The sequence below is a fragment of the Bacillus sp. JJ1566 genome (assembly GCF_036962685.1).
Taxonomy (GTDB): domain Bacteria; phylum Bacillota; class Bacilli; order Bacillales; family Bacillaceae_L; genus Ferdinandcohnia.
Genome location: NZ_JBALOP010000002.1, coordinates 1 through 13752 on the forward strand (window position 1 = coordinate 1; position 13752 = coordinate 13752).

Sequence of the window (13752 nt, forward strand, 5' to 3'; positions counted from 1 at the left end):
AAAGGGAAACGCAAGCCCCAAATGTTCCAGCCTAATTGCCTTTACCCAACACTTATCAATCCGCAGGAAACACTAACCCCATTTGTCCACGAGCTTCATCAAGAATTTCCATCACGGCTATTGAATTCTCGTACGTATTAACTGTCGATTCTAAAGAACCATTTTTAATAAGCTCAATGAATTCCTTTGCCTCATAATACATGGTGTGCTGCTTTGGAAGGATGGAGATGTCTTCCACACTGCCATTTCGATAGTGAATTTCAACCTTTTCAGGTGACGATATTTTGTCAATGAGAATGCTGCCATTTTCCCCTTGAATTTCAGACGGGATATAGGAATTAGTAATCTTCGAAAACATCATCATCCCTTCCATCTCCTTGTAATGGGCAAGAATGCTACCTTCGCCGTCTACTCCTGAATCAAGCATCAGACCACTTGCTTTGACCGAATCCGGTTTTCCAAATAATTGCACCATCGGATACACACAGTACACGCCAATATCCATTAATGAACCATTTGAAAATTCAGGTTTGAAAGCATTCAATACCGTTCCTTCCTTATAGGCATCATAGCGAGATGAATATTGACAATAACTCGCAAAATACCGGCGTACTGGACCGATTTTATGTAAGTTCGCTCGAATGCTCGCATAGGACGGGAGAAATCCTGACTTCATCGCCTCCATTAATAGCACTTGATTCTCTTTTGCTGCTTGAATCATTTCCTTTAGTTCTCTCGAATTTGAGGCAATCGGCTTCTCACAAAGAACATGCTTGCCATGTTTCAATAGAATAATTGCTTGAGAGGCATGAAAGGAAGTAGGACTTGCGATATATACTGCATCAATTACATCAGATTGAGCCAATTCTTCAATTGAAGTAAAGATATTGGATGCTTGATATTTTTCGGCAAATTCCTTTGCGCGGGCCTCCGTACGTGAGTAAACAGCAGTTAATGAAAAATCCTTTATTGGATTTGCCGCTTCTAAAAATGCATCGGTAATCCAGTTAGTTCCGATAACTCCAAAACGAATCATAAATTTTCCCCCATTTGCAGAAATTAGAGCATATACTCATTATAACAAACATTCACATATTGAAAAAAATGTTAAAATAGTAGGTAGACTTTTTGGAATAGGGATGAGGAAATTGAAAGTTTTTTTTAGTTCATTACAATGGCTTGCTTTTATTATTGCAAGTTCGATAGTTGCACCAATCGCGATTGCGAATCTTTATGGAATGGACACAGCCGAAACCGCAAGCTTTGTTGCCCGGACATTCCTTGTACTCGGGTTATCGGGTTTGGTCCAAGTATATTTTGGGCATCGTTTACCAATTAATGAAGGGCCAGCTGGTTTATGGTGGGGCGTGTTTATTATTTATGCTGGACTGGGACCAACCTTGTACGGATCTGGTGAAGAAACACTTCGAGCGATTGAAGCTGGAATTTTGGTAAGTGGGATTCTTTTTATGCTCTTAAGTATTTTCGGGATTATTGACCGACTTTCAAAATTATTTACCCCGGTTGTGACAGGGACTTATTTAATTTTACTTTCACTGCAGCTAAGTGGTTCGTTTTTAAATGGGATTTTCGGAGTTGGCTACCGTGGAGAAGAAACAGTAAACCTTAAAATCGCTAGTATTTGTCTATTTATTATTCTTTTTACGTTTCTATTTGCAGAAAAAGGGCCACGAGCATTAAGGCAATACTCAGTTCTTATCAGCTTAGCCCTTGGTTGGATTATTTTTGCTGTCTTTGGACTCACGGAGCCGAACAAAGTCACATCGAATCAATTAATTGAAGTTCCTCGTATTTTTATCTTTGGGAATCCGGTTTTTGATAGTGGAATGATTGCAACATCGATCCTTGTGACCCTATTACTTTTAACAAATTTAATCGCAAGTATAAGGGTTGTCGAGCAGGTGCTACAATCTCAAAACATTCAATTAGAAAAAACAAGATTTCGCCCTGCAGGCTTCATGGCAGGGATTAACCAAATTTTTGCGGGACTTTTTTCCGCAGTTGCGCCTGTCCCCATCTCAGGAGCTGCAGGTTTTATTGCAACTACTAAAATTAATACTAGATTACCATTTATTGTCGGTAGTTTTATTTTAGTCGGAATTAGTTTCTTTCCTAAAATCATGAACTTTGTTTCAGGTTTGCCAGCACCAATTGGGTATGCAACGGTTTTTATTATTTTCGCAAATCTGATGCTGCCAGCTTTAGCTGCATTTGAAAATTTGGCAAATAAAAGTCGTTCCCGGATGATGATTGTTTTTTCTCTGTTCGTTGGGGTAGGGTCCATGTTTGTACCTTCCGATGCATTTAAGGATGTGCCGCCGATTTTAACGTCCATTTTAAATAATGGTCTTGTTCTTGGAACAGTTGTTGCTATCTTAACCGAACAGACAGTTGAAAGACTCGGCTCCAAAAAGAAAGAAAGAGCCTAGTCGAAAGGTGAAGAACTATGCTACTATATAGAAAAATCTGCTAAAAGTAATAAGCTTGATCGTTTACTAGAGGTGACTTGATGGATACCGTAAAAATGTATACGGCTTTTACTAAAAAAGCCTTTATGAGATCAGCCGCCTACCGATTTGATGTGTGGACAAGGCTGGTTTCAAATATCATCTTTCTGTTAATGTGGATGTCGATTTGGTATGCACTATATGCGGGAAAAGAAGAAGCTAGTGGAATTTCTTTAACCGCCATGCTTACTTATGTTGTGGTCAGTCAGTTTTTAACGGCAGTGAATGGTGCTGGAACACCGTTATGGGAGCTGCAGGAAAAGGTTCGGACCGGTGACATCGCGCTTGAATTAATGAGACCGTTTGACGTGCCTTTACGCTATTTATTTGCTGATTTTGGTAGTGTTGCCTTTTATATGTTGACTGCACTCGTTCCGTTATATGTTCTTTTGTTCTTCTTTGTAGATTTGAGCCTGCCAACCTCGTGGCAGACATGGATTTTATTTGTTATTTCAGGGTTTTTAGGTTTTCTGATTCGGTACTGTATCGAGCTGACATTTGGTTTATTTACGTTTTGGCTCATTGAAACAGGGGGAATCGAGGATATCTTTTATTTTTCCGTTTCACTATTATCCGGGTCTGTCATTCCGTTGTGGTTTTTCCCAGGCTGGTTGCAAACGTTTGCAGAATATTTACCATTTCAAGGAATCTATTTTATTCCGAATGCTATTTTCATAGAAGAAATTTCAGGTAAAACTGTGTTTCTATCAATTGGGATTCAGCTATTTTGGGTGGCAGTCTCATACGGAATCCTCCGGTTTGTTTGGCGGAAAGCGTCAAACAAAGTGATTGTGCAGGGAGGGTAATCATGAAAAATATAATCGATTACGTTCAATTGTATTTTCGGCTGGTCGGCGCGGGTGTCCGTGCTCAAATGCAGTATCGGTTTGCGTTTGTCATGCGCATTGTCGGAATGGTCGCGGCTTATACAGGTACTGCCGTGACAATGTGGATCATGCTCTATCAATTTAAAGAGCTCGGAAAATGGAATTTTTATGAGCTGCTCTTTTTATTTGCATTGGCCGTGTTGTCATGGGGCTTTTGTATCATTCTCTTTTTCCATTTTAGAAGCCTGGATACGTATATTGTGAATGGAACCTTTGACCGATTTCTCGTTCGACCTATCAATCCATTCTTTCATTTTATGGCGATGAAATTTGATATTGGGGCAGCGGGACAGTTCATTTTTAGTATTATTGTTTTTATTTGGGTAAGCAATGCTCTAGAGATTCATTGGCAATTTGGAAAAATTCTATTTATATTTGGGGCGATTATCGGAGGGATATTGGTTCAAGGAGGGCTACTCGTATTTATATCAGCAATTGCTTTTTGGACGACAAAATCAGAGCGTTTTTACTGGGTTGTTATGTATCCAGCCCGAAATTTAACGAACTATCCACTGGCGATTTATCCAAAACTAGTCCAATGGGTTACGGCATTTGTCGTTCCGTTCGGGTTTGTGAACTACTTCCCGGCAGCAGTGATTTTAGACAAGGATACACCTAATTTTCCTTCCTATATTGGATATTTAACACCTCTTGTCGGAATCGTATTTTTTACAATTGCGTATAATGTGTGGATGCTTGGGCTAAGTCGATATAAAAGTGCCGGATCTTGATAAAATGGGGGGCGTGTCGTGGCAATTATTGAAGTTGAAAATGTACGAAAAGAATTTAAGATAGCAAAAAGGGAGACCGGTTTCGCTGGCGCTTTAAAAAGCATTGTGAATCGGCAATTTGAAACGAAAGCAGCGGTTAACGATATCTCATTTTCGATTGAAAAAGGGGAAATGGTTGGATATATTGGACCAAACGGTGCTGGAAAATCAACAACGATTAAAATGCTTACTGGTATCCTCGTTCCATCAAGCGGGTCAATCCGGATAAACGGGATTATTCCGTATGAAAATCGTAAGGAAAACGCGAAAAACATTGGTGTTGTATTCGGCCAACGGACACAGCTTTGGTGGGACTTACCGACGATTGAGTCATTCGAATTACTAAAGGAAATTTACCGTGTATCAGATGCGCGTTACAAAGAGAACATGGAAACTTTTTCAGATATATTAGGCCTAGGTGAGTTTTTGAACACACCTGTCCGCCAGCTTTCATTAGGTCAGCGAATGAGGGCAGATATCGCTGCATCGCTTTTACATGATCCAGACATCCTGTTTTTAGATGAACCAACGATCGGGCTTGATGTCGTCGCGAAAGAGAAAATGCGTGAATTTATTCAAGAAATCAATAAACTTCGAAATGTAACGGTGATTTTAACAACCCATGATATGGAAGACATTGAAAAGCTTTGTAAACGAATGGTTTTGATTGATCATGGCCAAAAGGTGTATGACGGAGAAATTGCAGCGGTTAAATCTCGCTATGGAAAAATGAGGACGTTGATTGTCGATGTTGAGGAAAATGGAGTAGACTTACAGGTATCGAATGGGGAAATCTGCAAGGTGGAAGGGAACCGAAAATGGATTCGTTTTAATCGTGATGATTATTCCGCATCTGATGTCATTTCTCAAATTACGCAAACCCATAATATTACGGATTTAACAGTAGAAGAGCCAGAAATTGAGTCAATCATCAGCCGAATTTATCAAGAAGGCTTCACACGTGAAGAAGTACCGGTGAAAGTTTAATAGTTTGATGTGTAAAAGCCCTACGAAGGATTATTTCGTAGGGCTTACTTGTGCGCTATGGTCGTTATTTTTGATATATGGTCATTAGACAGTGCTCAATGGCCATTATTTTATTTTTATGGCTGATAACCTTGCTTCTTTGGTCATTAGCATTAAACTGGTCTTTAAAAAAACAAATACGCCATTCCGACAATAATAGGTAAGGTGATTAGCGTCCGTTGTAAAAAGATAATCACTAAGTCCAGGAACGAAACTGGTATTTTAGAGCCCAGCAGTAAGCCCCCAACCTCGGACATGTAGATTAATTGAGTGATCGACACTCCTGCAATCACAAATCGTGTAAGATCATTTTCAATGTCTGCTCCAATAATTGAAGGGAGGAACATATCCGCAAAACCAATGACCATTGTTTCAGATGCGGCAACTGCTTCAGGCACCTGAAGCAAGGTTAGGAGCGGTACAAATGGTGCTCCGAGATATTTGAAAATAGGCGTAAATTCCGCAATAATCAGTGCGATTGTACCGATTGCCATTACGATTGGAACAACCCCCATCCACATATCTAAAACATTTTGCATGCCGCCTTTTAACACTTTAGAAAAGTCTCCACTCTTTTTCGCTTGGACGACTGCTTGTTCCATTCCCCATTGGAAACGACCGATATTCGATGGAATGGTTTCATCCGCTTTCTGCGTTGTTCCTTCATAATACGTATCTGGTTTTCTTGATAATGGGGGGATTCTTGGCGTGATGATTGCTGCAACTAAGCCTGCAAGTAGGATTGTAAAATAGAACTGTCCAAACATATTTTGCAGGCCCATTTGAGCCAAGATAACCACTGTAAACGTAATGGATACAACAGAGAAGGCTGTTGCAACAATTGCTGATTCCCTTTTTGTATAATAACCTTCTTCATATTGTTTACTTGTAAGAAGAATCCCTACAGTTCCATCCCCTAACCAAGAAGCCATAGCGTCAACCGATGATCTCCCAGGTAATCTAAAAAGGGGACGCATCACCTTTGTTAGCAATGCTCCAAATAGCTCTAATAGTCCAAAATCAAGTAATAATGGAAGAAACAATCCTGCAAATAAAAACACGGAAAATAAAACAGGAATTAAATCAAATAGTAAAGTTCCACCTGTTGAATCCGACCAAATCGCGGATGGACCAAGCTTGAATAAGGTCATGATGGCAAAAATCATTCCAAGAATTCTTGCTACAACCCAAATCGGAGCTACGTAAAAAAGTCCAGATAAAAAGGGGGATTTCGTAATAAATGCTGGTTTAACAAATACTGTGAAAATGGAAAAAATACCAGTAATCGTGATCAATCCCGTCATAATATAAGGGATAGAACCACCTAACAAATCTTGAACAATGCCTGCTAGGATTGCAACAGGAATTGTGAAGGTATCATTAAATTGAAACGGTACAATAAATAAAATAATTCCGATTAAGGAAGGAATTATAAATTGTAAATAATCAATGATTGTTTGTTTCTCTTGTTGTTTTTGTACTGCCATTGTTGTTTCACCTCAAAAATTCTAAAAAAGTCACAAAACCTACTTTATAATAAATAGCATAAAAATGCGAGGATTTTTTATATAAAAATGCTTCCAAATGCATAAAAATACTATTCAGAAAAGACGGTTTTTTCTACCAGTTTTTTTGGTAGCATTCCCAACTTAAACCTTGGGGATACTGAAAAGAAAAGAGGAGTGAATTCGATGAAAAAACGTCAAAACAAGCAAGAGCCAACAATTGCAGTTGGTATGGACACAGATGGTGAATTAAGAGAAGATGCGTCAATGGATGAGATTGAAAAGGGCGAATACACCCAAGTCACAACCCTTTCTTATGACGAAAATGATCCAAGTTAAAAATGTAAAAGCATGATCACATCGGTGATGATGCTTTTTTTATTGCGGTAATAAAACCCAAGTTATTTGATTTCCTTTATACTGCCCGTAAAAGCCCGATTGGTTCAACTATCAATCAGTGGGATGGGAAAAACCCCCAGATTGAAGTTTCACTGTATAAGACAACCTCCAAAATGATAAAATTGTAGTATACTTATTTAATGGTCTTATAGTGGAAGATTCCTAAACTAGGAGAATGATGATGTTACAGAAACTCAACAAAAAATTAGAAAAGTTTATGCCGCTTATTACACCAACAAGTGTAGTATTGGGTGTTTTACTTACCGCATACTTAGCTCCTTTTTCATATTTAGTACCATGGATTTTTGCATTCATCACTTTTTCTGGAGCGTTAAGTTCAAGTTTTAGTTCATTAAAACGAGCAATCACCCATCCATTTCCAATCTTGATTGCTCTTTTTACATTACATTTAATCATGCCTGCCTGGGCTTGGATTGTTGGGCATTTGACCTTCCCAGGTGATAGCTTTACCATCACTGGATTGATTTTGGCAGTCGTGATTCCAACAGGAATTTCAAGCTTTATCTGGGTTGCGATGAAGCGCGGAAATATTGCACTGACACTATCGATTATTTTAATCGATACAATGATTTCGCCATTCGTTGTACCGTATAGCTTAAAGTTATTTGTCGGAAGTAATGTTGAAATGGATGTACTCAGTATTATGCAGGGTCTCTTTTTCATGGTTGTACTGCCTTCTATTCTTGGTATGCTCGTTAATCATTTCACAAAAGGTAAAGTTACAAAAACACTTAGCCCAAACCTGGCTCCTTTTTCAAAGATTGGACTTGGTGTAGTAGTCATGATCAATAGTGCCGAAATAGCACCTTATTTACAAAATGTAAACTTAAAGCTGATTATGATCAGTGCCGTTGTTTTCTTTATTGCATTTTGTGGCTATTTAATCGCGTGGGTAATCGGTCGTTTAATGAAATTAGACCCAGACGTCATAATCGCTCTTATCTTTACTGGAGGGATGCGTAATATTAGTGCAGGGGCTGTCATCGCAATTACATTCTTCCCAGCTGAGGTTGCTGTTCCTGTCGTGGTCGGAATGCTGTTTCAGCAAATATTAGCTTCGATTTACGCCTTATTTATTGATCGTGTTTATTCGTTCGAACGGCTTGAACAAAAATTTACCGCATAACAAGCGTTAGCCATTGGGCTAGCGTTTTTCTTTTAAATTAATGATTGAAATTCGTAGTGCAAAGGAATACGATGTTCATTGTGGAATGAATTTCAAATGAAAATTACGTGAAGAATAACAGAAGAAATAATAAGGGGGACTTACATATGGAAGAGGCAAAGTATTGCAGGGAATCTTTTGTTGTGAAGACAAGCAATGTATTTCCGCCTGATACGAATTATCATGGAACGATGTTTGGTGGTAAGCTCATGGGCTATATTGATGATGTTGCTTCCATTGCTGCTGTAAGACATTCACGCTCTCCAGTAGTCACAGCATCAACAGATTCAGTTGATTTTCTTCACCCGATTCATGAAGGAAGCTCTGTATGTTTGGAGGCTTATGTCACATACACGGGACGATCATCGATGGAGGTTTTTGTCAAGGTGATTACTGAAGAATTATATACGGGAAAACGGAATATTTGCGCATTATCGTTTTTAACATTTGTTGCATTAGATGAAAACGGAAAACCAAAACCGGTTCCGAGAGTAATCCCGAAATCTGAGGAAGAAAAGATGCTTCATGAATCCGGAAAAGATCGTGCGGAAAACCGAAAAAGACGCAAAAAAGAAAATGAAAAAATGGCAGAAATGTTCAGTATAGCACTTCCTTGGGAGGTATAAAAAATGGTTGTCCAGTCGATATCGACATTGGACAACCATTTTTTATTGTCTAGCTTCAGGCGCAATCGGTTCTCTGGTCTAGCCAATCGCTTCGGAAGGTAAAAGGCACCTTCTGTCAGCGCTCGTATTATGCTTGTCACCGATAAGCGGAAGCATTAAGCTTTTCTTTATTAACCGCGTTGTTCTTTTAATAAATCACGAATTTCAGTAAGTAGCTGTTCTTCTTTTGTAGGAGTTGGAGCTGCAGGTTTTTCCTCTTCTTTTTGCTTAAAGCGCTGGAAGAAGCGGATAAAGAGAAAAATAGAGAATGAAATAATTAAAAAGTCCACAACCGTTTGTAGAAAAGCACCATACATGATTTCCTCACCGTTAAAGGGGATCGAAGCCTTTGATATGTCAACCCCACCGAGTAAAAAACCAACTAACGGCATGATAATGTCATTTACAAGTGAGGTTACAATTTTTCCGAATGCACCACCAATAATGACCCCAACTGCGAGGTCAATCACATTGCCTTTTAAGGCAAATTTTTTAAATTCATTAAGCATATTGTTGTTCTCCTTTCAAATTCCAATCTTATTTTACATAAATTTGTTAAAAAGAAAATAGTACAAAAGGCTCGTTATTTGAACCTTTCCAGTTGATGTAACATGTTTTCCCTTTTTAATATCTCAATCTGTCTTTCACCCAATAAATCAAAATGCGGGAAGCCTGTCCGGTTATGAATGTATTTCGAAGGAATTCCATATTGTTTTCCCCATTCAACTAGTTTTTCTAGGTCAGCACAGCCAACCTTTGTCACTGTCGTCATGCCAGGAAAACGGTCATCCATCCAATAATGTGTGAGAAATGCAATTTCCCCTATTGAAACCTTCTTTTTCCATTCAAGAAGTTCCTTACGTTTAATGCCAAAAGCCATAAAAAGTTTCACCTCTTTTAAAGCATCAAATTCTGTTCTCCCCATTATACCAAAAACCAATCGGATTAGTAGTCTGTGACAAAACCAATACACTTTGTCTGTTTTAGTTCTACGACGAATTTTTCCTAATAAACTTGTAACATCATCTTAGAAATTCGTTAGGAGTGGGATTTTGAAAAAAGCTAATCAATTTATCGTACATGCAGATCGAGAAAGTGTATATTCTGTGTTTATGGACCCAATGAAATTAGGACCTTGTTTCCCAGGTTGTAAAGAAGTCAAACAATTAAGTCCAACAAAATATGAAACATTGGTTGAGGTTAAGGTTCAATTTGTCCCAATAAAAATTCAAGGGGTAGGGGAGTTAAAAGAGTCAATTGAAAATGAAAAAATTGTTGTCGAGATGAAGGGGAAACCCGTTTCACTTGCGGGCTCCTTTACAAATACGCTTACCGCAAACTTAAAGACTGTTGAACCGGATAAAACACTTGTCGAATATGAAATGGATTTTGAATTGACCGGTAAATTAGCCAAGGTTGGAGAGGTTTTGATGAAAGGGTCGAGCAACAAACAATCAGAGGAGTTCATGAAAAATGTTCAAGAGCTGTTTCAGAATATGTAAAAGAACCTTTTTTGCTGATCCATCCAAATTACGGCCAATAAATTTCATTTATGGTTATTAAAAAGAAAATACGGCTGATAGCCAAAAAATATAGCCAATAGCAAAATCACTAGCCACAAAAAAGAGATTAGTAGAACAAAGCTCTACTAATCTCTTTCTGATTAAATCGTCCGTTCGAACGACTCCTGCACGATTCGCTCAGGATGTGAATAGACATTAAGCTTACCGCTGCGGATAAAACCAACTGCAGTAATATTGAGTTCCTCCGCCATTTTGATCGCCAAATCGGTAGGTGCAGATTTTGATAACACAATGCCGACTCCGATTTTTGCCGCCTTTAATAAGACCTCTGAAGAAATTCTTCCGCTAAAGACAATCACCTTATCTCGAACTGGAATTTTATTGATTAAGCAATATCCGTATATTTTATCAAGGGCATTATGTCTGCCAATATCGGTTCGGTTCACAATCATTTCCTTTGGCGTACATAGTGCAGCATTGTGCACACCGCCTGTATCTTTAAAGACAACACTATTTTGCTGCATTTCATTCATTAAGGTGATGCATTCTTCTGGTGTGAGGGTAATGGTTGATGTTGATGTTTTTGCCGTTTTTGCATCATTCACAAAGTAGAATTGCCTACCTTTCCCACAGCAGGAGCCGATAAAACGCTTTGAATAATATTCCTGGCTTGTTGTCACTTCAGTAGTTGTTTCTACATAGGCATATCCTTGGCCTTCGTCGATATGGAGGCTCTTAATTTCGTCTCGAAAGCGAATGACGCCTTCTGAAGCCAAAAAGCCAATCACAAGTTCATCTAGCTCCGAAGGGGTACAAACCATCGTCGCAAATTCCTGTTGGTTCAAGAGAATAGTCAATGGAAATTCAGTGACAATCTCATCCTCTTCGTCTATTAATTGACCATCTTCAAATTTGATAATACCTTTTCTAACGGTAATAGAATCCACCATTTATACACCTCTCTTTCAAATTAAGCTAAGATTGATGCTAATCCCTAATTGATTACTAATATATAATCATACTTTTTTTGGAAGTACAACTATAAAGTTTTTCATTACTCGAAATATTTTAATAAAAATCTATTGTATTATTTTGCTAGGTTTGATAATATCGTAACAAATAGTTCACAATATTGACACACTCTTGTCACAGGATAGCGAACCTGTCTCTGCTGCAAGGTTGGAAATATTGGTAGCGATTACTGTTAATTTTGTAGTAGCGATCCTGCTAAGGAAATTAACCGTCATCATCCTTTTTATGCTTATTCAAGCATAGGGCTGCTGGCGGTTTTTTGTATTTATTAAAGTTACTGCAAAATGAACACCATTTTCATTCAAAATAAAGGAGAGATGATATGGAAAAGACAAAAAATCGTTGGCTGATTGCAGCCTCGGCAGTTGGAATTCACTTATCGATTGGTTCTGTTTACGCATGGAGTGTATTTACAAAGCCACTTCAATCAGAATTTGGATGGGATTTAACTGACATTAGCATGACCTTTAGTATCGCCATTCTTTTCTTAGGCTTATCCGCAGCCTTCCTTGGGCATTTCGTTGAAAAATATGGTCCTCGCGCATCAGGTATTCTTGCTGCCATTTTCTTTGGAGTAGGGATTACAGGTTCTGGGCTTGCAATCAACTTAGAATCACTGCCATTATTATATTTATTCTATGGTGTTTTAGGTGGAATTGGTCTAGGCGTTGGTTATATTGCACCTGTATCAACATTAGTAAAATGGTTCCCAGACAGACGTGGAATGGCTACAGGACTTGCGATTATGGGATTTGGATTTGCAGCTTTAATCAGTAGTCCAATTATGCAAAAACTGATTGTTTCTGTAGGAATTGCAAATACTTTTTATATTTTGGGAGTTAGCTATTTTGCCATTATGATTGTCTCTTCTTTATATCTTGCACCACCTCAGGCAGGTTGGATGCCAGCTGGATTTAAAGAAAAAGTATCATCAGGTACGACTAAATTAAAACAAGATTTATCACAATTAACTGCAAACCAAGCTGTAAAAACAAGACGTTTTTATTATTTATGGCTTATGCTTTTTATAAACGTGACGTGTGGAATTGCAATCATCTCTGCTGCTTCGCCACTTGCACAAGAAAGTGTAGGCTTAACTCCAGTTGCAGCTGCAGCATTAGTCGGGGTTTTAGGTGCATTTAACGGCCTTGGACGGATTGGATGGGCGTCAGTGTCTGATTACTTAGGGAGACCAAATACATATACAGTATTTTTTGTCATTCAAGTAATCGCGTTTCCATTACTACCTTATGTATCGAATCCTTTGTTGTTCCAGGTATTACTAGCACTAATCTACACATGTTATGGTGGTGGGTTCGCCGCAATCCCAGCTTATATTGGGGACTTGTTTGGAACAAAACAGCTTGGTGCAATCCACGGCTATATTTTAACAGCATGGGCAGCTGCAGGTCTTGCAGGTCCAATGTTTGCATCTTGGATTCGAGATACAACTGGAAGCTATACACAAAGCTTGACAGTATTTACTGCACTATTCGCAGTGGCACTAGCGGTTTCACTTCTAATTCGTTTTGATATTAAGAAACTTCGAAAGCAGCAAGCTGAAGGAGCTGAGCTTGCTAGTTGACATTCATTGGTAATCTTGCTTAACTTAAAGTTAATGAAGTATTAAGTCAAGAGGTAGACGAAAAATGAATAAATACGAAGCTGAGTTTAGTAATTTAGTTAGGTCTTTCAGAAAGAAGCATATGGGGAAAGGCCCTAGTAAAATCACAACAACCTTTTGTAAGAATTGGGCCATTTGTGAGATGGAAGGGAATTTATCTCCAGTGGAAAAGTTTATTGCCGGCGCAGATGATGGAAAACAAATGCTTCGTGCGGCAAGAACCGAAATGGTAAAAGAAATGTATCGTAAAAACAAGCCAGTTGAAATGGAAGAATTTTTAGGTTCAAACCTAGTAGATTTATTTGTAGATATTGATATTGATCGAGACTTCGGAATGTCCGTATTCGTTTTTGATCAAGATTTAGAAAAGAAGTTTTCAATTAAATAACAACTAAAATATGAGTTCAAAAAGGTGGATGAAGAGGACCAAGAATTTCAAGGCGGTGCAGCTTTGAGGACCGGAGCGTATGCAGTTAATACGTGAGGACCGGAGAAGCAAGCCAACGCAGAAATTCGATGTGTCATATTCACCGCACTTTTTGATCATCCTATCGTGTTGGCACTTGGTAGCGACCCTGCTAAAGACTAACCACCGTTTCATTTTTCT

At 38.5% G+C, this 13752-nt stretch carries 15 protein-coding genes; 10 read left to right on the plus strand and 5 right to left on the minus strand.

Going from position 1 to position 13752, the window contains the following annotated elements; all coding sequences use genetic code 11:
* Positions 1–55: 55 nt before the first annotated feature.
* Positions 56–1036 carry a Gfo/Idh/MocA family protein gene (locus tag V7112_RS00870; protein WP_335414008.1) on the minus strand — a complete coding sequence of 327 codons (981 nt, stop codon included), beginning with the start codon at positions 1034–1036 and terminating at the stop codon, positions 56–58.
* 103 nt (positions 1037–1139) lie between these two features.
* Between V7112_RS00870 and V7112_RS00875 the strand changes: the two genes are divergently transcribed.
* From V7112_RS00875 to V7112_RS00890, 4 genes are all read left to right on the plus strand, one after another.
* A complete protein-coding gene (locus V7112_RS00875) occupies positions 1140–2450 on the plus strand; it encodes a purine/pyrimidine permease (protein WP_438823847.1) in 1311 nt (436 codons plus the stop codon).
* Between the two features lie 80 nt (positions 2451–2530).
* Entirely contained in the window at positions 2531–3334 is an 804-nt protein-coding gene (locus tag V7112_RS00880; RefSeq protein WP_335414014.1) for an ABC transporter permease, read from the plus strand.
* Positions 3335–3336: 2 nt separating this feature from the next.
* Positions 3337–4146, plus strand: coding sequence for an ABC transporter permease (locus tag V7112_RS00885; RefSeq protein ID WP_335414016.1), 810 nt, complete (start codon positions 3337–3339; stop codon positions 4144–4146).
* Positions 4147–4164: 18 nt separating this feature from the next.
* Complete coding sequence (locus V7112_RS00890) at positions 4165–5172, plus strand: ABC transporter ATP-binding protein (RefSeq protein WP_335414019.1); 1008 nt, start codon at positions 4165–4167, stop codon at positions 5170–5172.
* 164 nt (positions 5173–5336) lie between these two features.
* Here the strand turns inward: V7112_RS00890 and V7112_RS00895 are convergent, their stop codons facing one another.
* Positions 5337–6698 carry a YjiH family protein gene (locus V7112_RS00895; RefSeq protein ID WP_335414021.1) on the minus strand — a complete coding sequence of 454 codons (1362 nt, stop codon included), beginning with the start codon at positions 6696–6698 and terminating at the stop codon, positions 5337–5339.
* 204 nt (positions 6699–6902) lie between these two features.
* Between V7112_RS00895 and V7112_RS00900 the strand changes: the two genes are divergently transcribed.
* The 3 genes from V7112_RS00900 (at position 6903) to V7112_RS00910 (ending at position 8927) form a co-directional block, all read left to right on the plus strand.
* Positions 6903–7055, plus strand: coding sequence for a hypothetical protein (locus tag V7112_RS00900; protein WP_335414025.1), 153 nt, complete (start codon positions 6903–6905; stop codon positions 7053–7055).
* 241 nt (positions 7056–7296) lie between these two features.
* Positions 7297–8262 carry a bile acid:sodium symporter family protein gene (locus tag V7112_RS00905; RefSeq protein ID WP_335414028.1) on the plus strand — a complete coding sequence of 322 codons (966 nt, stop codon included), beginning with the start codon at positions 7297–7299 and terminating at the stop codon, positions 8260–8262.
* Between the two features lie 146 nt (positions 8263–8408).
* Positions 8409–8927 carry an acyl-CoA thioesterase gene (locus V7112_RS00910; RefSeq protein WP_335414031.1) on the plus strand — a complete coding sequence of 173 codons (519 nt, stop codon included), beginning with the start codon at positions 8409–8411 and terminating at the stop codon, positions 8925–8927.
* Between the two features lie 170 nt (positions 8928–9097).
* Here V7112_RS00910 and mscL read toward each other — a convergent pair whose 3' ends face one another.
* Both mscL and V7112_RS00920 read right to left on the minus strand, forming a co-directional pair.
* Positions 9098–9475 (minus strand): large conductance mechanosensitive channel protein MscL, encoded by a 378-nt coding sequence (mscL, locus tag V7112_RS00915; protein WP_335414033.1) that lies wholly within the window; start codon positions 9473–9475, stop codon positions 9098–9100.
* Between the two features lie 74 nt (positions 9476–9549).
* The gene (locus V7112_RS00920; protein WP_335414036.1) at positions 9550–9846 is read right to left on the minus strand and encodes a hypothetical protein; all 297 of its coding nucleotides are present in this window, start codon (positions 9844–9846) and stop codon (positions 9550–9552) included.
* A gap of 172 nt (positions 9847–10018) precedes the next feature.
* Here V7112_RS00920 and V7112_RS00925 point away from each other — a divergent pair, with 172 nt between their 5' ends.
* Positions 10019–10468 carry a CoxG family protein gene (locus V7112_RS00925; protein ID WP_335414039.1) on the plus strand — a complete coding sequence of 150 codons (450 nt, stop codon included), beginning with the start codon at positions 10019–10021 and terminating at the stop codon, positions 10466–10468.
* 161 nt (positions 10469–10629) lie between these two features.
* On the opposite strand, the gene fdhD is transcribed toward V7112_RS00925, so the two are convergent.
* Complete coding sequence (gene fdhD, locus V7112_RS00930) at positions 10630–11439, minus strand: formate dehydrogenase accessory sulfurtransferase FdhD (protein WP_335414041.1); 810 nt, start codon at positions 11437–11439, stop codon at positions 10630–10632.
* 404 nt (positions 11440–11843) lie between these two features.
* Here fdhD and V7112_RS00935 point away from each other — a divergent pair, with 404 nt between their 5' ends.
* Together V7112_RS00935 and V7112_RS00940 are read left to right on the plus strand one after the other, a co-directional pair.
* On the plus strand, positions 11844–13106 hold the full coding sequence (locus V7112_RS00935; protein WP_335414045.1) for an L-lactate MFS transporter: 1263 nt from the start codon (positions 11844–11846) through the stop codon (positions 13104–13106).
* A gap of 64 nt (positions 13107–13170) precedes the next feature.
* Positions 13171–13533, plus strand: coding sequence for a DUF2294 domain-containing protein (locus V7112_RS00940; protein ID WP_335414048.1), 363 nt, complete (start codon positions 13171–13173; stop codon positions 13531–13533).
* The last annotated feature ends 219 nt before the right edge of the window (positions 13534–13752 follow it).

Coding starts and splice junctions, on each gene's coding strand:
- V7112_RS00875 (WP_438823847.1), top strand. CDS start 1,140: ATGAGGAAATTGAAAGTTTTTTTTAGTTCATTACAATGGCTTGCTTTT.
- mscL (WP_335414033.1), bottom strand. CDS start 9,475: ATGCTTAATGAATTTAAAAAATTTGCCTTAAAAGGCAATGTGATTGAC.
- V7112_RS00885 (WP_335414016.1), top strand. CDS start 3,337: ATGAAAAATATAATCGATTACGTTCAATTGTATTTTCGGCTGGTCGGC.
- V7112_RS00940 (WP_335414048.1), top strand. CDS start 13,171: ATGAATAAATACGAAGCTGAGTTTAGTAATTTAGTTAGGTCTTTCAGA.
- V7112_RS00870 (WP_335414008.1), bottom strand. CDS start 1,036: ATGATTCGTTTTGGAGTTATCGGAACTAACTGGATTACCGATGCATTT.
- V7112_RS00880 (WP_335414014.1), top strand. CDS start 2,531: ATGGATACCGTAAAAATGTATACGGCTTTTACTAAAAAAGCCTTTATG.
- V7112_RS00900 (WP_335414025.1), top strand. CDS start 6,903: ATGAAAAAACGTCAAAACAAGCAAGAGCCAACAATTGCAGTTGGTATG.
- V7112_RS00895 (WP_335414021.1), bottom strand. CDS start 6,698: ATGGCAGTACAAAAACAACAAGAGAAACAAACAATCATTGATTATTTA.
- V7112_RS00920 (WP_335414036.1), bottom strand. CDS start 9,846: ATGGCTTTTGGCATTAAACGTAAGGAACTTCTTGAATGGAAAAAGAAG.
- V7112_RS00905 (WP_335414028.1), top strand. CDS start 7,297: ATGTTACAGAAACTCAACAAAAAATTAGAAAAGTTTATGCCGCTTATT.
- V7112_RS00935 (WP_335414045.1), top strand. CDS start 11,844: ATGGAAAAGACAAAAAATCGTTGGCTGATTGCAGCCTCGGCAGTTGGA.
- V7112_RS00910 (WP_335414031.1), top strand. CDS start 8,409: ATGGAAGAGGCAAAGTATTGCAGGGAATCTTTTGTTGTGAAGACAAGC.
- fdhD (WP_335414041.1), bottom strand. CDS start 11,439: ATGGTGGATTCTATTACCGTTAGAAAAGGTATTATCAAATTTGAAGAT.